Source organism: Paenibacillus sp. RC84, from assembly GCF_041260495.1.
Lineage (GTDB): Bacteria > Bacillota > Bacilli > Paenibacillales > NBRC-103111 > Paenibacillus_F.
The window spans coordinates 180,357-200,040 of record NZ_JBGBYL010000007.1 but is presented as its reverse complement, the minus strand read 5'-3'; the positions used below and the strand labels follow the sequence as shown (position 1 = coordinate 200,040).

Genomic DNA, 19,684 nt, shown 5'->3' with positions numbered 1-19,684 from the left:
TGTTTTCCGGTTAGCGACCGGCGTATAATCGTTCCAAGGCATCGGCCGACTTGTGATCGCCATGTCCACGCAAAGCGCTTATCCATCCATCCAATGTGACGTATTTCCAAGGTCCGGATTCAATCACTTTTTGCAGCGGATCGTCGAAATACCCGTGCTTGCTTACCTGCCGATGCTTCCACTCTTCGAGCCGGCGGTCCATTTCTTGAACAATTTCGGGGTATTGCCCGGCTACATTGTTCGTTTGATGGGGGTCATTTTCCATATTGTACAGGCTGACCGGTTCGAAGGTATACAATCCTGAATGGTAGGTTCGGATAAAATACCAAATCGGGTCGCGGACAGCCCGTTGGCACGTATAGAGGGCATGGTCCATGATCAGGTAATCGCGCCCCTGCCAAGGTTCATCCCGCAGCACCCGTAAAAATGATTCCCCGTCCCAACCGGAAGGAACCGTAAGTCCCGTCAATTCTGTCAACGTCGCAATGACGTCAACATTGTAAATAAAGCCGTCCACGACCGTTCCTGGCTTGGTGATGCCGGGCACTTTCATAATCAAGGGAAGATGGTGCACGGATTCCGTCGCACTGGCATGCTCGGCATAAATGCCGTGCTCGCCCATCGACTCTCCGTGATCGGCGCTAATGATAAAACAAACATCATCTTCAATACCCAATTCCCGCAGCGTTTCAACAATCTCTCCCACATGATGATCCATGTAGCTGATGCCGCCGTCATAACCGTTCAGCAAGTGGACGAAGTCTCCCCTATTCGCAATCTTCTCTGGCATTGTGTCGGGAAACGAAGCGTCCGTATGCAAGTAAACGGCAGAATGAGGGAACCTGTCTGCTTGATGCTCGGCGATCCGCTCCTCCGACGGGAACGCTTTTGCCGTGCTTTCATCCCACTGAGCGGCATATGACTCGGGATACGTGTACAGCGTATGCGGGTCCCAGTATTGTACATGAAGAAAGTAGTTCTCTTCCTTCCCATGGCGCTTCAACCAAGGAATGACCGCCGCATTAACTTCGTCGGCATCTTCATTGCCTTCCTTCAGCGTATGGGTATGTACTTCATTCCAGCCTGCAAAGTACCACCAGGCATGATGGCGGTCCCCGAACGAGGAGAAGGTAACGGTTTTATAGCCGGCCTCCCGCAGTCTGCGAGTAAAAAAGGCATACGGCTCGCTGTGATTCTCACCTTCCGGGTAGTAAAAATCATATCCGGGCCCCCAATGTGTGAGCGCTCCATGATTGATACCGAAGCGCCCGCTTATAAAACTTGCCCTCGACGGCACGCAAGGGGACGATGCGCAGTAGCAATGATTGAACCGCGCTCCTTGTGCGGCTATCGCATCTATGTTCGGCGTCGTCTTGCGATTGTAACCGTAACATCCCATATGATCGGGCCGAAGCGAATCAATGTCCAGATAAATAATACGCACAGCTTCACCTCAAGTCATTAAAGTTTATTATTTCGATGGGAAAACAAGGATTTAAGTTATTGTCAATCATATAGCAAAAACAATTCTATTACAATATTTTGATTTAATAGAAAGGGCTAGGTTAGATTCACTTATTAAACTTGCCTCATTGGGATATCAAAAATATAGACCAGTAGTTAAAGAGGAAACCACTCCTGATCATGGAGCGGTTTCTTTGCGGTTTCTTTCATGTAACTTCTCTACAATGAGAAAATTTTCATCTCTCATCTATTATTTCCTAAGCATCATTGCGTAACAACTTCTTTTGATTTCCATTTACAAAATTGTCGAAGGAGCACAAGGTCCCCAAGTATTTGAACCGCAGAAATATCGAGAATGGGCTGAATTTGATATTGGCATTTTTATCAAAAAATACGGTATCCCTTTCCCTCTATGCAATCTGCGTAATAACAAGGTGTGCGGAAACTGGCCTTGTTCCTCCAGCTAGTGGAGTGATTGTGAGTGCCGCGGCATTGCCGGCAGGATTTCGAACTGTGATTACTGAATTAATGACCGTCGTTTGCACAAGAGCTACTCCTACTATTTGAGAAGTACCTGTTGCACGCCCGACCACCGTATAAGCCAGATCAGCGCCATTGAGTGTCAAAATGAGTTGACCCGGTTCGTTTACACCTACCTGAAACAAAACCTGATAAGTGCCGATATTAGCCAAGTTAAATGAGCTCGCATTTACACGGGTAATTTCAGTCCCGCTGACTGGACCGTCTTGCGGAAAACTTACATCCGTGTTGGGAGCAACAGTTGCTGCATTATCAGGAGGCATCAAGGCAAAAAAATCTGCAAAGCCTATTATTCCACTTGCCGGCCCTGCGGGTCCCGCTGGACCCGTCGCTCCTGTTGGTCCTGTCGGTCCTGCTGATCCTGCTGGTCCTGCCGGTCCTGCCGGTCCTGCCGGTCCTGCTGGTCCTGCCAGGCCAGCTGCGCCAATTGCTCCAGCAATTCCTGCAAGTCCCTGAGGGCCAATTGCTCCTACAAGTCCTTGTGGGCCTATTGCGCCAATTGCTCCTGCAAGTCCCGCAAGTCCCTGGGGTCCAAGTGCTCCTGCAAGTCCTTGAGGACCTAATGCGCCAATTGCTCCTACAAGTCCTGCAAGTCCTTGAGGGCCTAATGCTCCTGCAAGTCCTTGAGGGCCTAGTGTTCCAATCGCTCCTACAAGTCCTGCAAGTCCCTGGGGTCCAAGTGCTCCTGCAACTCCTTGGGGTCCGGCTTGTGCAATTGCTCCCGCGAGTCCTTGAAGTAATTGCTGTCCTGTAAGTCGTCGATTTTTAATAATCACTTTAGTCCGAGGACACTTGACTCGCACAATTTTTTTAATAATTCGAATATGACATTTCTTTCTTTTTCTTTTCGGAGGACAAACAATTATGGTTTTCTTCTTGCATCGCTTTTTTCTATCAAGACAACTCAACAACGACACCTCCCTATAAAGATGGTACAGTGTACGTAAGTCGTTTGTTTTAGTCATGGACTAATAGCTTGCTATTGGCTAGACTAAAAACTATCTTTAGAATATTGGGTTTATGGTAGGGTAGTGTTAGACCATAAATTCCTACACTCTTTCAGTTGTGATTACCTAATTTAAAATCAAGACAACTCATCCTACACGCCCAAATCACATTTGGGTCTTTTTTTGCACTTCAATTCCCAACATCCGGTAAGTGCTGAAGACAAGCAAGGATCTTACCTCTCGCACGCTAGAAGTTATGTTAAACGTCACAGCGAATGCGGCCGATTTTAACACACCTTGGGGATCGGTAATGAATACATGTTATTTTCTGGAGTATGGGATAACATCTGCTCTTGGCTGCATCAGCTCTTACAGGGAGGCCTTTAATCCACCACCACAATTCTTCCGGTGATCACACCGTTTTCGTCCTTGTGAAATAACAGCGCCTTGTAGCTGCTGCCATCCCCACTGATGGTGAAATTATCCGAATATCCGATTTGCCCTTCCTTGAAGTATTCTTTGGGAGACGTTGCTACACTCCAATCGTCATGCGTATACTTCATATTTCCCGAATTATCGTAGGTCACTTTTTTTATGGATTCGGAGATAATCCCATCGATCGTCTGACCGTCACGTATTTTGGCCCTTAAAACTTTCATCCTGGTTACCCCTTCTTCTTCCTCTGCACCGTTATCCGGCGAAGACGATGGCTTCCTTAGCTCTTTCAAATAAGCTTCTGCCTTGGCATGATCCGCTTTTGCAACGTCGAGAGGGAGATTGAACAGCGCCGTGGCGCCGGAATAGTCCTCCCTGGGTTGAATTTCCCCCGTCTTTTCATCATACGCAAACGCCTCTTTGCTAAAAAAAGCCGTGCCGCTGCTGACTGCCAAATACACCCCTCTGTCTGCAAACATTTCCACTTGGCTGCATTCAATGAGTCTGTACATGACGCCATCTATAACGTCCTCACTGTATGCGCCATTCATCGTGACGATATTAACTTCCCATGGCTTCTGGCCTTTTATCAACGGCGAAATGAAGAACGGATCCTTAGCATATTCAGGATCATCGGTATTCCGCATCGGCTTGCCATCCTGTCTGGTTATAGATATAACCGCATAGGTCCTTTCAGGATAAATGTTCTCGGATGAATGTTTAAATTCACTAAGACCTGCTCCCGAAACAAGACCATGCAGCGTAAAAAGGTAATCTCCGGAAGCTATTGACTGATTGGTCTGAATAGCACTTTTGCTTTCAAACGCATGAGCTAAGGGCTGATTGCTCAAATGCTCGGCGACCTGCTTGGCGCTGTATAGTCGAGTCGCCGCATAAGCTGAAACAGACAGTACTAGTATCAATACAGCAGCTAATAGTCCTGCGGATAATCTTTTCCTATGCCTATGCTTCATCTGACTACGCTCCTTTAATTGATGGATTATGCTCTCATTCAACTTTTCTTCGGGCTCTGCTGCGGAAGCCAAAGATTGTCTGAGCAATCGCTCCCAATCCGCATCCTTCATGGGGAATCAACCTCCAATACTTTTCTCATTGTTTTGCGCGCGTTATGCAGCCTGCTCTTCACTGTTCCCGTCGGAATTCTCAGCGCCGAAGCAATCTCCTCTACCGTCATATCCGCCGTATAATACATATAAAGGGGAAGCTTCAGCTTATCGTCCAGCCGGTGAGCAGCGTCCTGAATCATGGTGCGAAGCTCCAGCGACAGCACTTCGTCTTCCGGCGTTGCTTCGCTTGAAAGCGATCCGGGCTTGTTCGCCGTTTCTTCGTCAAGTTCAGCTATGGGTGCGATTCTTTGTCTCCAAGCAAACTTGCGACGATGATTTTTGTGCAGCCGAATTGCAATCGATAGGAGAAAAGCTTTAGGATTGTGGGACGCGTCTATCTTGAGTCGCAGCTCCACGGCCTTAAGAAATGTTTCCTGATACAGATCGTCCGTATCGTCTTTATTCCCCGTCAGCTTGTAGCAAAAACCATAAATGGACTTGCCATGCAGATTCACAAGCTCGATCAACTCATCAATGTCCAAGTAACTTCTCCTTTCTGAATGGCCATTCACCTATATATTGTCACAACCGAGGAAATGGTTCATCTTCGTATGCATCCATTAACAAGTTGTCACCAGTCCGTTCAATAAAGCATAAGCAATTTAAAAAAAATCCTCCACACCCTTTATGGGGTACGGAGGATTTTTTGTAAGATGTTAATTATAGCCCTTTATACCCGTTTATTTATAGCTACCGGAAGGCCACTCGCCGCCGAGTCATTGGCTGCAAGTGTAACCTCCAGGGTTTTTATGGCTTCGTCATAAGGAGCCAGAATTAGTTCTGCATTTCCGGTTTTCACCGCATCAATAAAAGCATGATCCTGCTGCCGGTAGAAATCGCCTTTGCCAAGGTAAGTCGTTGTCTTCCCTTCTTCTGCAATAGTAAGAGACGCTCCCTCCAAAGTGAGTCTAAACCCTCTGCCCATAATCTCAAGGGAGGAACGGTCATCCGGCTGCGGAATAAACCCCGTGTCGATATGGCCTACGGCTCCCGATTCAAACACCATGTTAACCGAAGTCACATCGGGAATCTCAATCCCCGATGAATCTTTGAAGAGCAGCCTGGCTGAATCGGCGCTTATTTTGCGCACGCCACCTGCCAGATAGATCATCAAATCGACATTATGCGTCGTCTGTTCCACTAGCTGGCCCCCTGATTTCGCCGGATCTCCCCACCAGGGCATAGGCGGGACTCCTCCGAAGCGATAAGCGCGTACCATTGCAATGTCTTTACCCGTCAAATATGTTTTTGCCTGCCGGACGGATTCCAGGTAACGGAGGCAGTATCCGGATCCGGCGAGTATGCCTGCTTCCCGGATGACCTCCGCTTTGCGCCGGACTTCGTCCAGATTAAGTCCCAGCGGTTTTTCCACTAGTAGATGAATCCCTCTTCCCGCAGCTTCCTCTTCCATGCTTCCATGCGCAAAGGGCGGAACACAGATAAACAGCGCATCCAAGTTCTCGTTCTCTAACATCAAACGGTAATCCGTATAGGCAGCAGCCCCATACGTCTTCGCGGCCTGCTCGGCGTTCTTCGCCGCAATATCGCAAATGGCGACAAGCTCTGCCTCTTGGTGGTCATGTATATGCTTAAAATGCTCGGATGCGATAATGCCGGCCCCAACGACTCCTACTCGTACCATGTTCATTCCTCCTCTGATTTAATGCGGCTTGCTGCCGATAATCACATCGATATGACGGGCAGTGTCATAAATAAGCTGGTCCGGAAACTGGGAATAAGCATCCAGCTCTGCTGTCAGGCTGTCATCGAAACCGGTCTCTTCCAGCGCCGCACGTACTGCTGTCCAGTTGACATCTCCAGACAGCAGCGGGACGAAGCCCTGATAATTGCCCACACCCGTTTTGAAGTCTTTGACATGGACTTTCTTAATCCGGGAACCGAGCGTCTTGATCCACTGCTCCGGTAAGCCGAACGCGAGAGTATTTCCCACATCAAAGTATGCACAGACGAACGGACTTGCAAATTCATCTATATACCGGACCATCTCAAGCGGGCTCCACAAGAATTTGTTCCAGACATTTTCCACGGCCAAATGTACCCCCGTGTCTTCCGCTTCTTTTACAAGAGGAGCTAATTCGGCCCGGGAGCGCTGCCATACTTCCTCATAAGACGCATCAGGGCAAACCCGGCCAGGCACGATAAGAATCGTGTCCACGCCAAGCTCGGCAGCGAGATGAATTTGCTTGGAGATGGAGTGCACTCCCTTGGCCCGTATGAGCGGATCCGGAGAACTGAGCGGAAATTTGCCAAGCATCTCGGTAGACAACGAGGATATACTGAGCCCGTAAGATCGGACCAGCTCTCCCGTTTTCCTGGCTTCGGCCGGCGTTGTGTCCATCGTGAGTCCCACTCCCCCGGCCGCATATAAATTAAGTTCAACGGTATGAAAACCCGCCTCAGCGCTTACCTTCAGCACTTTTTCGAGAGGCGTTCCCGGCGGGAAACACCACTGATTAATTCCTTTCTTCATACGACACCTCCTGTACATGTATTTTGCATCGGACGCCGTGTTGCAGGAACGGAGCCGGCGCCCCGTCCCCTCTGTTCCCTTACTTCAGACTTGCCGACCATTTCTCCGCACGGGCCTGAAGATCATTCAAGAATGTCTGGACATCCGGTGCGCTGCCGGAGGCTGCTTTGGATATATACCCGTTCACAGCCGGAACGATGTCGCTCATAAAGAACGGGTTCGCTTCATCCATCAGCTCCGAGTGGCCTACCTCGGCAATTTTCAAAGCTGTTTTAACGAACTTGTCGTTAGCGTCAACGAAATCGGCGTCTTTGAGTGTCGGGGTGTAGGCATAATTTTTATACAGGTACTTTTGCGTTTCGTAACCGGATAAGAACTTAAGCACTTCCCAGGAAGCTTTCACGTCCTTTGCGTCTTTTGCCATGACGAACGGGTCGACAGCTACCCAGCCTTCGCCCTTGGGCCCCAGATTCATAACGGGCTCAAAACGGTCGAGCAGAGCCTGATCTTTTTTGGAACGGAATTCGCTCATGGTCGATCCGCCTGTTCCATCGAGGTGAATGGCAATATTATTTTTGGCCAGGCCGAAGTTCTCCGCTCCCTGCGCATTGACGAAACCGGCCGGCGGCAGTTTGGCAGCTTCTTTCAACCATTCCATTACCTTGGCCATTTCCGGTGTGTTAAGTTTCCATTTCACCTGCTTAATGTCCTTCAAATTCCCCTCGGCTCCCGGTGCCCCGAAAGCATGAGTCAGTGCTACGAACGTGGAACCGTTCAGCGTATTTCCGCTCCAGTAAAGGCCGTAGTTCTGCTCGCCTGTTTTGGGATTATTCCCTTGCATCTTCTTGGCCTTCTCCAATACTTCCTGTGGAGTCGGTTTCTCGGAAAGCGGCTGTACTCCCCACTCTTCGAACATCTTTTTGTCATACACCGTCAAGCGCCTTCCGAGTACGGACGGTATTCCGAACTGTTTGCTGCCGTCAGGCGATTTGGTACTGTAAGAATTGTTCCATATTCCCTGCAGATACATATCCGGTTTAAAGACCGGATCCGACTTAATCAGATCATCCAAATCACGAAGCAAGCCTTCCTGGTACCATTGGGATGCAAACGCTCCTCCGGTGTACAGGATATCGACATCTTTGGAAAGGAGCATGGCCGACTGCTTCGCTTTTACGTTTTCCCAAGGAATTTGGTACACTTCCAGTTTGAGATTGGGGTACATTTTGTTAAACGTCTGCTCCAGATACTGGTTCAGTCCGATTGTCTCATTGCCGGTCAGCGGATCGATTCCGTTCTCCAGCTTCCATCCGGCCAAGGCTACCCGCACGGTTCCCGACAGATCCGAAACCTTCTTGATCTCAGCCCCATCGGTCACATCGGCGCTTCCACTGTCCGAGCAGCCGGCCAGGGTGCAGGCAAGCATACCGGACAAGACAGTTAACATCACTTTCTTCATAGATTCATCCTCCGATCAGGTGGGTGGGAATAACGAAACGGACGAAAAGGACTACGCGTTAAGGCGGCACGAACGGCTTTATTGTTTGATGCCGGACAAGGCGATGCTTTCAATGATGTAGCGCTGAAGAAACAGATAAACAACAATGACCGGCAGCAGGCTCACAGTTGTAGCTGCCATTATGATGGAAGGCTGCTGGTTGATTCCGTTATTGTACGTAAACATCGCGAGTCCGATCTGGATCGTGTATTTCGATGCGGTTTTTAAAGCCAGCAAGGGCCACAACATTTCGTTCCAAACGCCCAGAAAAAGCAGAATGACCATGGTCGCAATAATCGGCGTACACAAAGGCAGGTATACACGGCTGAATACGGTGAATTCTTTGGCACCGTCCAGCACGGCTGCCTCCCTCAAGGCTGACGGCAGCTGGTCGAAGAAGGCTTTGGCGAGAAAAGTCCCGAACGCGTAGTTAAGGGCGGGCAGATAAAACGCCCAGTACGTATCGATCAGCCCCATTTTGCTGAACAGTAAATATTGGGGGATCATCGTCATTTCAAAAGGAATCATCATCGTACTGAGTGCAAGCAGCAAAACGATGCCCGCCCCTTTGAACCTGATTTTGGAGAGCGCATAGCCGGACATTAAGGCGGATAGAGCGCTTACGATAATAACGCCTCCGCTGACGACTGCGGAGTTTCCGATATAGCGCATCATCTTGATATTCGTAAAGGCAGCCTTGTAGGTTTTAATCGTGGGTTCCTCCGGCCACAGTTTCGGCGGAAACGTAATGTTGAGACGCGCTCCCCAATCAAAACTCGTAACGAGCATCCAGAGGAACGGCACAATCATAATGAAGGATCCGAGAAACAAAATCAGCAAAAGTATCCATTGGTTGAACGGAACTTTTTTCCGTAAAAGCGGTGCCCGTGGATAAGCTGCAGGCGGCATCGTATCTCTCCTCCTTTTGCAGTGGCGATCTGCCCGGTTTGTTGGTCCGGGGGGAACTGGTCCTGCACTTCCCTTAGTCCATGCTGTCTTTTCGCCGGTTAACCATCATAAGTACAGTCGTTAGCAGCAGGATGATTACGAATAACAGGTAAGACGCTGCCGTAGCAAGGCCCATTTGAGCTGCCAGAAAAGCGTTCCGGTATATATAAAGAACGACTGTCATAAGACTGCCTCCGGGATTCCCGGCGGTCCCTCCAAGCAGCCATACATCGGTAAACCTCTTCATCCCCCCGATGGTTCCCATAATGAGCATAAAGCCAAAAATCGGACGCAGGTACGGGATAGTAATGTACAACCACTTGCTGTATGCGCTTGCCCCGTCGACTTCCGCTGCCTCATACAAATCCCTGGGCACACTTTGCAGCCCTGCCAGAAAAATAATCGTATTGTAGCCGAGCGCGCCCCATAGGCTCATCAGTACGATACTGAAACGTGAAACGGCCGGATTCGTGAACCAGCCAACAGGATCTAGCCCGATCCAGCCCAGAACAAAATTCAAGAGCCCTTCTTTCGACGGAAAAAAAAGAAAGGAAAACAAGAGGCTTGTCGCAACCGCAGAAACAACGTTGGGCAGAAAATAAACGGCTTTGAAGAAGTTTTTGCCGAACGTCCATCTCAGATTGTTGATCAGACTTGCCAGAATGAAAGAAAGCCCGATTCCAAGCAAGACCGACAAAATGCCCATGAGGAAGGTGTTTTCAAGGGCCTGCCAGAAAATCGGATCCTGAAGGACATACGTATAATTGCTCCAGCCTACCCAGTTACCGGACAAAGTAAGACCCGTAGTTTGCTGAAAGCTCATATACAAAGCCGCAAACATCGGATAGATCGCGAAAACAAGCACACCTAGGATGAGTGGCGCACTAAACAAGTACCCCATCCAGTCGTTTCGGGTGAATCTTTTCCTGTTGATTTGCTTGGAGTTCCGAGTTAATTGTGTATACGCTTTCAAAGTTGATTTCGATGGCAATGTTTCCTCCTCCTCTCTAAGTAAATAATCCCGACAGCTTGCCCATTTTTTAACGAAATGAGCCCTCTTCTTTTCTAGCCATCTTCACGCCTGATTAAGGATAAGCCCCTCCTTTATATTCGTTAATTTTTCAGAAAATTTCGTTTTCATTTCCGTACATCTTATTAGGTGGCGGAAATGAATATGAGCATTTTCTTTTTGGTATTATTTGAAAGAATAATCCTCCAATTCCTATCCGAGAGAAGCGATTTGCCTTGTTCCTTAGTATGTTCCTTCGTTGCGTCGTGAAGAATTAAGAGGATATATCTTGGCCTATAAACAGAAAAGGAGCCCTTCCTTATAGCAGGAAAGCTCCGAAAAAGTATTGGCTCACTTTTCTTTTTAATGCCCATACAGGGAATGAGATAATGTTCTTGTCACCCGACATGGAACGACTCTGCAGCTGCTCATCCTTTTTCCCGCTCCACTCACAATTTTACTCCGTACATATTTCAGGATTGTGGCGAAGATCTTACCCTTCCCCATATAGGGTTAAATCTGCTGCTCTTTTTAACTTTTCATCCTCATTTTTTTGACCGCGTTTTCGGCAGCCTCCATAATCACTTCTCCCAAAGTAGGATGGGGGTGAATCGTCATAGCCAAGTCCTCCACGGTTGCCCCCATTTCGATAGCAAGCGCAAGTTCCGATACGAGTGTCGATGCCTCCACTCCAACGATTTGTGCGCCCTTCACGATTCCGGAGGCCGGGTCCGCGACGATCTTGACAAATCCTTCGGGTTCCCTCAATGCCAATGCTCTTCCGTTAATCCCGAAAGAAGCTTTGCCGATCACAACCGGGATGGCGTTTGCCTTTGCTTCCGTTTCGCTTAAGCCGACGCTGGACAACTCCGGATCCGAAAAGACGACGAGCGGCATGGCTTTATAGTCAACCTCGGACGTAAGGCCTGCAATGGCTTCTGCCGCCACCTTGGCTTCATAGGACGCCTTGTGAGCGAGGGCCGGACCGGCCGTAATATCGCCAATTGCAAAAATATGGGGGATAGCCGTTCTGCACTGTTCGTCCGTCGCGATCAATCCCCTGTTCGTCACCGGCAGACCTATGCGTTCCAGTCCCAACTTGCCGTCCGTATTCGGTTTTCTGCCGATAGTGACTAACACATAGTCCGCTGTAACATGATGCTGCTCCTGATTTTTTGAATAATGCAGTGTAATTGAATCCGCATTCTGTACGACGTGCTCAGCTATCGCCCCGGTAATCATGTTAATACCATCGGCTTTCAACCGCCGGATAACCGGGACCACAAGGTCCGCCTCGAATCCGGGCAGCACTTGTTCTCCTCCCTCCAGAATCGTTACCTTTGTTCCAAATTTGGCATACATCTGCCCCAGTTCGACACCGATATATCCACCGCCTATAACGACCAGGCTGGCCGGAACCTCAGGGAGCGACAGAGCTTCTGTCGAAGACAAAACACGTCCTCCAACCGGGAATGCTTGCAGCTCAATCGGACGCGATCCTGTTGCCAGTATGGCGTACTTAAAAGAAACGGTTTGCTCCTGTCCGGATTGTTCGATAACAGCAGTATGTTCATCGACCAATCTAGCCTCTCCTTCCAGAATGCTCACACCTGCAGTATTTAATAAATAACGGACTCCGCCTGCCTGCTTAGTCACAATCCCTTGCTTGAAATCCTGAGCATTCTTAAATAACGCAGCCGCATCTGCCTGATTGAACGATCGAAGCAAATCATAGCGATGCGATTCCGCAATTAATGCTTTGGATGGAATGCAACCCACGTTCGTGCAGACTCCGCCAAGCTGGCCGCGTTCGACAATCGCCGTCTTCATACCAAGCTGTGAAGACCGCAGCGCCGCCACATAACCTCCCGGACCTGATCCAATAACCAACGTTTCTACGGATTCAAGCTTACTCATATCCCGATACCTCCAAGTTGAAGCCCTTTTATATGATGATGATCATAATATATTATAATCATCATATTTTGAAGCCGTCAACAGCCGTGCTTAGTCTTTCTTGAACTGGCAGTTACGGGGGTCCCCCTAAATTGACAGGTTTTATTATGACGCTTATAATATTTTGAAAGCAGAATGATGAAACAGCGGGGTGATTACAATGCCGTATCCCAAAGGCCATAAGACAAAAGTGCGGAATAAGATCGTAGAAAGTGCTGCCCAAGCTTTTCGCACCAAGGGGATTCATGACGTAAGCGTTCCGTTCATTATGAAGGGGGCCGGATTGACTCATGGAGGATTTTATGCACACTTTGACAACAAAGAACAACTGGTTGCCGAAGCCTGTCGGTATGCCATCACCGATACCATCGCGCTTTTGCAGAAAGCCGCCGATCAGGAAAAGCAGACCCCAAAAATCAATACGGTCATTGATTATTATTTAAGTACGTATCACCGCGACAAAACGGAGATGGGCTGCATTATTCCTGCCCTTTCTGCCGAAATCTCCCGTTCTTCAGAAGACGTCCGGGAAATATTCACCCATGAAGTGGAGCGGATGATTGCTTTTATCTCCAATCTCGCCGAAATTGACGCGTCCAAAGGCAGCGCACTGTTCAGTACCATGGTGGGCTCTCTTGTTCTTGCACGGACTGTGAATGACCCTGAACTGAGCGGCAGCCTTCTCTCGGCGGGCAAGCAGTCTGCCAAAGAACTGGTTAAGACCTTCCATACTTGATAGGATCCGTGATCACGGCTGGATTCGTCTAACAGTCGGTGAAGAGCCGAAATATGTTTTGAAACGGGAAGCCTAACCTATAGAGACAGCCCCCTAGTTAGCGAAGCCGCTTCCTACTGCTGTCTCTTGTCTCCATTCGATAAATAATCTCCAAACAGCTCCGTTATGATCTCTTCGTTCGGCTTTAACGAACCTCGCCATCCTGCCCAAGGCATCTCCATGTCCGAGCGTCCTTTCGTATTATTCAATCGATCCTCACAGGCAGCGATATCTCCAAAATCGGTCCAAGTATACGGGGTCAATGTTAAAAACGGATTCGGAATTACACCTACAATGGCCAGGGTATCAATGCGCTTTCCGAATAGATGGAAACCGACCGCTCGCGGTCATAGTCGTAATTGTCGGAACGATACAGCTTTTTGAGTATACGCATGATTTGTGGAGTCATACAATCCAATCCTTTCATAGTTTTTTCTTTTAGAGAGTATTCAGTTTCCACTCCAATTGCTCGTTTCAGTTACAATAGCACGGGCCGGTATTTTTTCCAAGATGAAAAGCCCGCAAGCTAAATGCAGGCTCTTACATTTGGGGAAGGACAAGTTAAGTCTCCGGCAAATCCTTATGCGATAGAATCGCTCGCTTTTTCCCGCTTGATCCGCTCCAGCAAATCGTGCAGCTCGTCCTCCTCGCACCAGAAAAGCGGCTCCATCACATGCCGGATCCTGGTGCTTCTGACTAAGTCGAATTGAAGAAACGCAGGCGCAGTTTGAGTGTGCTCGTGAGCAGCTTCCTTTTTTGCGGACTGACCTGTCTTATTCGGGGCCGACAGAGCCGTTTCCGGTGCACATGTTCCTGCTGACAAAAGAAGAATGACTTCCCTGGATATTCTGGTTAGTTCTTTCAGCAGCTTGGCCCGCACCTCGGGATGAAGCAATCGGATCATATCCGTCACGATACAAAGCTCAAACGTGTTTGCCGGCAGGAAAGTGCGCAAGCCCAGCGAGTATTCGGTTACCCGGGAAGGAAACTCTGCGCGGAAAAGTTCAAGCGTAGGCCGGTTATGCACATAGATATGCGAGACATCCAGGTGTCTCACCAGTTCAGGATCATCGGCGCCGATCAGCAGCGTATGGGACGATAAAGCTGTGCAGGCAGAGACCTTATCAAGCTCTTCGGCTGAATAGGCCGCAAGATTGGGGAGCTGCAGCGTATTCATTTTTTCAATGAATGCGCCGTAGAAATGCCCCTGATACTCGGGAAACAGCTCCGTTTCGAGTTCCTTGAACTTGGTGTGCATCTGTATGCGGTTCTGGTAGTCCGAAAAAGCCTGCCGGTCGCCGGAAGAAGTGGTCTCGTGCGGATAGTGAATCGCGTATGCTTGGCGGTCCGAGCGAAAATTCACTCCTTTCCGGTATAGACGATAAGCGAAATCAATATCCTCCACCCCCCAGCCCTTGAAGGATTCATCGAATCCTCCTATGTCGAGTGCCGCTCGGGCCGGCACGGTAATCGCTCCGGAATACCCCAATTCCCACGGAAGCGCAAGCTGCTGAATGTCGTCCCGCATGTACAGGAAGAACGGCTCTCTGCGGTCTTGCCAGGCGGGAAGCTTGTTGAGCTTTACAGCGATTTCTCCAATATTGTCCGGCGTGATCCCCTCCACTACAGAAGTGTCCGTTACAGCAGGGTCCAGATCAATCCCGTACATACAGTGAAGGGTAACGGCTGCGGGCGATTTCTCGTAAAGCGTTAAGATCCGGCTCACGAAATTTTGGGGCACCAGCATCCCCGCATCCAGAAAACAAACATATTCTCCGGCAGCTTCCCGGAGTCCCGTGTTTCTGGCGCAGGACCGTCCGGAATATTCATCGCGGGGCCGGTACATATACCGGAGCTTAGGTAAAACAGAACGAATCTGCTCGATATAGAAAGATGTACCGTCACTGGAGCCGTCATCTACGACGATCAGCTCCGCTTGTTCCGATTGAAACCATTCCGCGTCCTGCAGGGCCAAGTACTGCAATCCCTTATGCAGGAGAGGACCGCAGTTGTATGCCGGTATTACGATCGAGAGTTTCAACCTCTTCCCGCCTCCTAACGCCAATCGTTGTTCAGTGTCCGGTTGAATATAAACGCGCATATCAAGACGCCGCCGACAGCCAGCAGCGCAATCAGCCCCATCGGCACAAACAGCTCAGTTACTCCCGAGCCCGTCATCCATACCTGTCGTACGACCTGGACGTACCATTCCATGGGATTAACCGCAGCGATGAACTGAATCCATTTCGGCAGAAGCCGGATCGGCATCATAGCGCTCGACAGCATAATTAACGGCAGTAGAGTCAAATTGAGCACCGTGACGAAAGAAACCGTCTTGCGGGTAAGGAGCGCCAGAATGTACGAGAACGAAGAAATTGCGACCGAAATCAGATAACCGAACAGGATAATCGCAAGAACGGATACGGTTGTCAAATTTCCGCTTGCGCCGATCAGAACGGAGATCAGCACAATCACAAGCGCCTGAACGACGCTCATTGCGGCCGAGTATGACAAATTCCCCAGGATAACAGCCGAACGGCTGGACGGGGTTGAAATGATTTTTTCGATGACGCCGGACTGGATATCTTCAAGCAGGGCCATGCCGGACCATCCCGACGCATACAAGGTTGTCATGACGACTACGCCCGGCGCAAAAAACAGCAAATAGTCGGCTCCGCTCTGCCCGAAGTCCGGGATGCTTGAAATCGGCGCCAGAATTTGCCCGAACAGCAGCAGCCAGATCAGTGGAGTGGACAAATTAAACAAGATATACAGCGGTTTTTTGACCGCATAAATATAATTGCGGTAAAACATGGAGCTGAAGTCATACCAGAACTGCTGCATTTTTATCATCAGCCAAGCTCCTTTTCGTATACTGAATCATGACATCGTCCAGGGTCGGCTGCGATATGCGTACGGAAGTCACGTGTAAACTTCTAGATGCGAACCAGTCAATCAACTGGCTGATATGCTTATGAGCATAATCGACCCAGAGACGAAGCTCCTCCCCGTTCTGACCGACGGAGATTTGCTGCAAGCTCATAAGCGGGAGCGCCTCTTGGATTTGCCGCTGCAGCAGCGATTCGTCGACCGCGGATATCGAAGATGAGAACGACAGGAAGATTTGGTCCCCTCCGACTTGGTCTTTGAGAACCTGCGGCTCGCCAATGCAGACACTATGACCGGAATCCATAATCATGATGCGGTCGCACAGCTTATCCGCTTCTTCCAGATAGTGCGTCGTGATGAATACGGTCGTTCCCCGGTCATGAAGAACCTTAAGCGCCTCCCACAACTGCTGCCGGTGCTCCAGATCAAGCCCGACTGTCGGCTCGTCGAGGAACAGGATCTTGGGACGATGCAGCAGAGCCGAAGCGATGAACAGCCTGCGTTTCATGCCCCCCGAATAGGTGTAGAGCAGACGGTCCTTGACCGCCAGCAAATCCACCGTCTCTAGCGCATCCGAGATGGCGCGTTCCATCCCGGACGAACTTATGTGATAAAGCTTGCCGACCCATCTCAGGTTTTCATACGCGGTTAAGCTTTCATCCAGCCCGCCCTGTTGAGAAACATAGCCGATCCTGCTCCTGATTTCGTGCGGCTGCTTTGCAATGGATTCACCGAACATCCGGATCACCCCGTCCGTGGGCCGGATTAAGGTGGTGAGCATTTTGAACGTCGTGCTCTTCCCCGCACCGTTAGGACCAAGCAGTCCAAAAACTTCGCCTTCGTTAACATCGAATGTAACATCGTTTACCGCTCTGACGTTTCCCTTGTCATATACCTTGGTCACATGCTCAACTTCTATGATGGACATCGTTATCTCCCCCGCTTTTGCCTAAATTGCTCTGCGGCGATGCAACTGCAAGTCGATCCGGCAGCCTTTTCAGCAAGCGTTCTTCATCACGAATCAACTCTTCAAACTGTGGATAGAGACGCTCGTACTCCCCGGCGCTGTTTCTGAGAATGGCGAGAGCTACAAGGTGATTAAATCTCGTCCACTTATTTGCGAGTGCTTCGATTTCCTTGTCGGCATCTATACCCATTCCACGCAGGAAACCCGACAAATCCTGACGGCTTCTGAGAAGAATACGATGAAAGGCATGGATTTCGTTAACTTGCATTCTTATTTGCTCGGGAGGAATATGCTCACGCATCACTTTTAAGGAATCGGTATAAATGCGGCCTTCGTGCAAGTTAAACTCCAAGGGATAATTTTGCACGGCAGACCGGTACAGCTCCAATTCATCCAAGAGGTCCATAGCGTTCTGGATGCTTTGTGTATCCTCGCATTCCCAGTACATGTAAGGCGTAAATTTCCCCGCTTGCCGGTAATTAAAAGCCGTATCCAGCATGAATTCAAGCTGTTCCGCTGAAACCATTGCATACTCGTTATTGTAAGGACTATAGACGCGGCAATCGCCCTTCTCCGTAAATTCCGTAAGCAGCAGATAGTTCCAGGAATCGCTGTCATAGGTTGTCGTCTCGAAAGGAGCGTGCTTGAGGTTGTGTGCGGCCGCAATAAATCCATGCTTCCCTGTATAATCCCTAGCGTAATTCACGGCCTGCTTGACATCCCGAAATTCGGGAACGACTGTGTGGATCACCGGGAATTCTTGCTGAAATCGTTCAATCAGGTCTCCGGGGTGAGGCCCCGAAAGCTTGGAATATCCGTGAACCACACAGTGAATAACCTGGAAATAATCCGGTCGGAGCAGCCATTTCTCCAGCGGAAACCGAAGCCCGTGCCGGATCGTCAGCTCGTTGTAAAAACAGCCCAACAGACAGTTATAGGCGGGTTGAAGCGTCAAGACGTCACACCGCCTCTGCTAGCTGATTCGAGAAGCCGCACAAGCCTCGGCGTTTTCTCCAGGGCGGTCAATTGATTCTGAATCCGCAAGGAAATTTCCGTACTCTTCCCCGCCAATCCTTCATGCAGCAGGGACTCGAAGCGTTTGCGCCCGAGATCATCCTCTCCGCATACGATTCCGAGACCGGCGCGCTCCATACAGAAGGCGTTGAAATTGCGTTCGTAAGTATCGGGAAAAAGCAGCCCCGGAACATGATGCCTCATCGCCGATACCATCATGGAATTGGAACCGGGCGTAATGCAGAGGCTCGAATGCGCCATGACGGTTTCGGACGGTACGAAAGGCTCGAAGCGAATCCGCTCCTCCCGGGACTTCAGAGGATGGTCCAGGAAAGCGGAATTGTACTTGCCGATGGCGAATACGGCTCGCACCGGATTCTTCTCAAATACGTCGTACATCATTTCGAACGTGCTGCGGGAATTGATACCGAAAGGGAGCGACGAGAGGTAAACAAATACGAGCGGCTCCTTGCAGGTTTGCTCCCATTGTTTAAACCAGCCCGGTTCCTCTTTGAATGCGTCCGGAACCAGCTGTCCGACAAATTCGGCTTCCGGCTCATACCGGAGCAGCTCGGGCTCCAGTTCTTTGCAGCTGGGCACAAGCAGCAGCTGACAGTGATCGAATAACGTACGGCAGACATGCTCCACGGGCGGCATGCCGTATTTATGGAGCACGCGGTTCCAGATATTGCGGACTCTTCTGAGAATGAGCTTGCGCCCGGGATGAAGATCTTCCAGTTCAATGTTGTGGGCCGGATGAAGGGGCCAATTGACGATTGAAGCGAGCCGGACGCCTTCGGTATGAGCCGAGATGGCGATCGTGAACTGCATATCGGCAAAAACCAGATCCGCCTGAAAGTCTCGGATCGTCGCCCTTTCCCGCTCAATCGTGTCGATCAGGTGAAAGTCATCCGCATGACCGGAGACGAAAATTAAATCTTCATAGGTGTGATAACCGAAGAACGGGAGCTTGTTCTCAATGTAGGCGGGCTTGGGCACAGACTCGTAGAAGCGGACCCCGCTCGGAAACAAATGACGAAAGGATGCCGGAGCCAGCACAGCAACCTCGTGTCCCGCCGCCGTTAACTGCTCGGCCGCCGCCATGCTTCTCACGGCGTGTCCGTAAGTTTCCGCCCAGTTGCTCGTTACCAGGAGCACCTTCATTTTCCCTCGGCCCCCTTCAAGAAAACGATCATTTCAGCAACTTTCGCAACCGTTTCCCCATTGACGGAAGCCTGGGCGTTTCCTTTTACAAACGGACCTTTATGACTCATGACCTCATAGAAAAGATCGAGTCTGTCGCCGGGCCCTACAGGCTTATTGAATTTGATTTCTTTCATGGAGGCGATCATTCCGACCGAAGGCGCTTGGTCGGGCTTGTGAATGGCAAATGCGCCAAGCTGCCCCATCGCTTCTGCAATCAGGACGCCGGGCATGATCGGTTCATCCGGGAAATGGCCCTGGAAAAACCATTCGTTGATCGATACATTTTTGTACCCTCTCGCCCATACCCCGGGCTCCACTTCCGTTACTCTGTCAATCAGCAGAAACGGATAACGATGCGGCAGTACGGATGTAACCGGAATTTCCATCGGACGACCTCCTGACTGGCGGTTGGATAAAT

At 49.9% G+C, this 19,684-nt stretch carries 17 protein-coding genes; 1 reads left to right on the top strand and 16 read right to left on the bottom strand.

Features of this window, described 5'->3' with window-relative positions; translation table 11 throughout:
- Positions 1 to 10 precede the first annotated feature (10 nt).
- The 10 genes from ABH899_RS17425 to lpdA all read right to left on the bottom strand — a co-directional run bounded on the left by ABH899_RS17425 (position 11) and on the right by lpdA (position 12,376).
- Positions 11 to 1,444 (bottom strand): sulfatase family protein, encoded by a 1,434-nt coding sequence (locus ABH899_RS17425; RefSeq protein WP_369998683.1) that lies wholly within the window; start codon positions 1,442 to 1,444, stop codon positions 11 to 13.
- Positions 1,445 to 1,874: 430 nt separating this feature from the next.
- Entirely contained in the window at positions 1,875 to 2,969 is a 1,095-nt protein-coding gene (locus ABH899_RS17420; RefSeq protein WP_369998680.1) for a collagen-like domain-containing protein, read from the bottom strand.
- Positions 2,970 to 3,334: 365 nt separating this feature from the next.
- On the bottom strand, positions 3,335 to 4,471 hold the full coding sequence (locus tag ABH899_RS17415) for a hypothetical protein (RefSeq protein WP_369998677.1): 1,137 nt from the start codon (positions 4,469 to 4,471) through the stop codon (positions 3,335 to 3,337).
- A complete protein-coding gene (locus tag ABH899_RS17410; RefSeq protein WP_369998674.1) occupies positions 4,468 to 4,995 on the bottom strand; it encodes an RNA polymerase sigma factor in 528 nt (175 codons plus the stop codon). Before ABH899_RS17410 ends, ABH899_RS17415 begins: the two co-directional genes overlap by 4 nt.
- A 188-nt stretch (positions 4,996 to 5,183) precedes the next feature.
- On the bottom strand, positions 5,184 to 6,155 hold the full coding sequence (locus tag ABH899_RS17405) for a Gfo/Idh/MocA family protein (RefSeq protein WP_369998671.1): 972 nt from the start codon (positions 6,153 to 6,155) through the stop codon (positions 5,184 to 5,186).
- Positions 6,156 to 6,173: 18 nt separating this feature from the next.
- Complete coding sequence (locus ABH899_RS17400) at positions 6,174 to 7,004, bottom strand: sugar phosphate isomerase/epimerase family protein (RefSeq protein ID WP_369998668.1); 831 nt, start codon at positions 7,002 to 7,004, stop codon at positions 6,174 to 6,176.
- 79 nt (positions 7,005 to 7,083) lie between these two features.
- Complete coding sequence (locus tag ABH899_RS17395; RefSeq protein WP_369998665.1) at positions 7,084 to 8,463, bottom strand: ABC transporter substrate-binding protein; 1,380 nt, start codon at positions 8,461 to 8,463, stop codon at positions 7,084 to 7,086.
- Positions 8,464 to 8,541: 78 nt separating this feature from the next.
- Complete coding sequence (locus tag ABH899_RS17390) at positions 8,542 to 9,411, bottom strand: carbohydrate ABC transporter permease (RefSeq protein WP_218231003.1); 870 nt, start codon at positions 9,409 to 9,411, stop codon at positions 8,542 to 8,544.
- 73 nt (positions 9,412 to 9,484) lie between these two features.
- Entirely contained in the window at positions 9,485 to 10,441 is a 957-nt protein-coding gene (locus tag ABH899_RS17385) for a carbohydrate ABC transporter permease (protein ID WP_369998661.1), read from the bottom strand.
- A gap of 549 nt (positions 10,442 to 10,990) precedes the next feature.
- Positions 10,991 to 12,376 carry a dihydrolipoyl dehydrogenase gene (gene lpdA / locus ABH899_RS17380; protein WP_369998659.1) on the bottom strand — a complete coding sequence of 462 codons (1,386 nt, stop codon included), beginning with the start codon at positions 12,374 to 12,376 and terminating at the stop codon, positions 10,991 to 10,993.
- 199 nt (positions 12,377 to 12,575) lie between these two features.
- Between lpdA and ABH899_RS17375 the strand changes: the two genes are divergently transcribed.
- Positions 12,576 to 13,151, top strand: a complete 576-nt coding sequence (locus tag ABH899_RS17375; protein WP_369998656.1) for a TetR/AcrR family transcriptional regulator — start codon at positions 12,576 to 12,578, stop codon at positions 13,149 to 13,151.
- A gap of 619 nt (positions 13,152 to 13,770) precedes the next feature.
- Here ABH899_RS17375 and ABH899_RS17370 read toward each other — a convergent pair.
- Genes ABH899_RS17370 through fabZ form a run of 6 tightly spaced genes read right to left on the bottom strand, consistent with a single transcriptional unit; the run spans position 13,771 to position 19,652 of the window.
- On the bottom strand, positions 13,771 to 15,231 hold the full coding sequence (locus tag ABH899_RS17370) for a glycosyltransferase family 2 protein (protein WP_369998653.1): 1,461 nt from the start codon (positions 15,229 to 15,231) through the stop codon (positions 13,771 to 13,773).
- A 14-nt stretch (positions 15,232 to 15,245) separates the two neighbouring features.
- Positions 15,246 to 16,043 (bottom strand): ABC transporter permease, encoded by a 798-nt coding sequence (locus tag ABH899_RS17365; RefSeq protein WP_369998650.1) that lies wholly within the window; start codon positions 16,041 to 16,043, stop codon positions 15,246 to 15,248.
- Positions 16,015 to 17,007, bottom strand: a complete 993-nt coding sequence (locus ABH899_RS17360) for an ABC transporter ATP-binding protein (protein ID WP_369998647.1) — start codon at positions 17,005 to 17,007, stop codon at positions 16,015 to 16,017. The genes ABH899_RS17365 and ABH899_RS17360 overlap by 29 nt, the downstream gene beginning before the upstream one ends.
- The gene (locus tag ABH899_RS17355; protein WP_369998644.1) at positions 16,988 to 18,001 is read right to left on the bottom strand and encodes a hypothetical protein; all 1,014 of its coding nucleotides are present in this window, start codon (positions 17,999 to 18,001) and stop codon (positions 16,988 to 16,990) included. The genes ABH899_RS17360 and ABH899_RS17355 overlap by 20 nt, the downstream gene beginning before the upstream one ends.
- A complete protein-coding gene (locus ABH899_RS17350; RefSeq protein ID WP_369998641.1) occupies positions 17,998 to 19,224 on the bottom strand; it encodes a glycosyltransferase in 1,227 nt (408 codons plus the stop codon). Before ABH899_RS17350 ends, ABH899_RS17355 begins: the two co-directional genes overlap by 4 nt.
- Positions 19,221 to 19,652, bottom strand: coding sequence for a 3-hydroxyacyl-ACP dehydratase FabZ (fabZ, locus tag ABH899_RS17345; RefSeq protein WP_218231012.1), 432 nt, complete (start codon positions 19,650 to 19,652; stop codon positions 19,221 to 19,223). The genes ABH899_RS17350 and fabZ overlap by 4 nt, the downstream gene beginning before the upstream one ends.
- Positions 19,653 to 19,684 lie beyond the last annotated feature (32 nt).

Coding starts and splice junctions, on each gene's coding strand:
- ABH899_RS17420 (WP_369998680.1), bottom strand. CDS start 2,969: ATGACTAAAACAAACGACTTACGTACACTGTACCATCTTTATAGGGAG.
- ABH899_RS17415 (WP_369998677.1), bottom strand. CDS start 4,471: ATGAAGGATGCGGATTGGGAGCGATTGCTCAGACAATCTTTGGCTTCC.
- ABH899_RS17405 (WP_369998671.1), bottom strand. CDS start 6,155: ATGGTACGAGTAGGAGTCGTTGGGGCCGGCATTATCGCATCCGAGCAT.
- ABH899_RS17400 (WP_369998668.1), bottom strand. CDS start 7,004: ATGAAGAAAGGAATTAATCAGTGGTGTTTCCCGCCGGGAACGCCTCTC.
- ABH899_RS17395 (WP_369998665.1), bottom strand. CDS start 8,463: ATGAAGAAAGTGATGTTAACTGTCTTGTCCGGTATGCTTGCCTGCACC.
- ABH899_RS17390 (WP_218231003.1), bottom strand. CDS start 9,411: ATGCCGCCTGCAGCTTATCCACGGGCACCGCTTTTACGGAAAAAAGTT.
- lpdA (WP_369998659.1), bottom strand. CDS start 12,376: ATGAGTAAGCTTGAATCCGTAGAAACGTTGGTTATTGGATCAGGTCCG.
- ABH899_RS17375 (WP_369998656.1), top strand. CDS start 12,576: ATGCCGTATCCCAAAGGCCATAAGACAAAAGTGCGGAATAAGATCGTA.
- ABH899_RS17365 (WP_369998650.1), bottom strand. CDS start 16,043: ATGATAAAAATGCAGCAGTTCTGGTATGACTTCAGCTCCATGTTTTAC.
- ABH899_RS17360 (WP_369998647.1), bottom strand. CDS start 17,007: ATGTCCATCATAGAAGTTGAGCATGTGACCAAGGTATATGACAAGGGA.
- ABH899_RS17350 (WP_369998641.1), bottom strand. CDS start 19,224: ATGAAGGTGCTCCTGGTAACGAGCAACTGGGCGGAAACTTACGGACAC.
- fabZ (WP_218231012.1), bottom strand. CDS start 19,652: ATGGAAATTCCGGTTACATCCGTACTGCCGCATCGTTATCCGTTTCTG.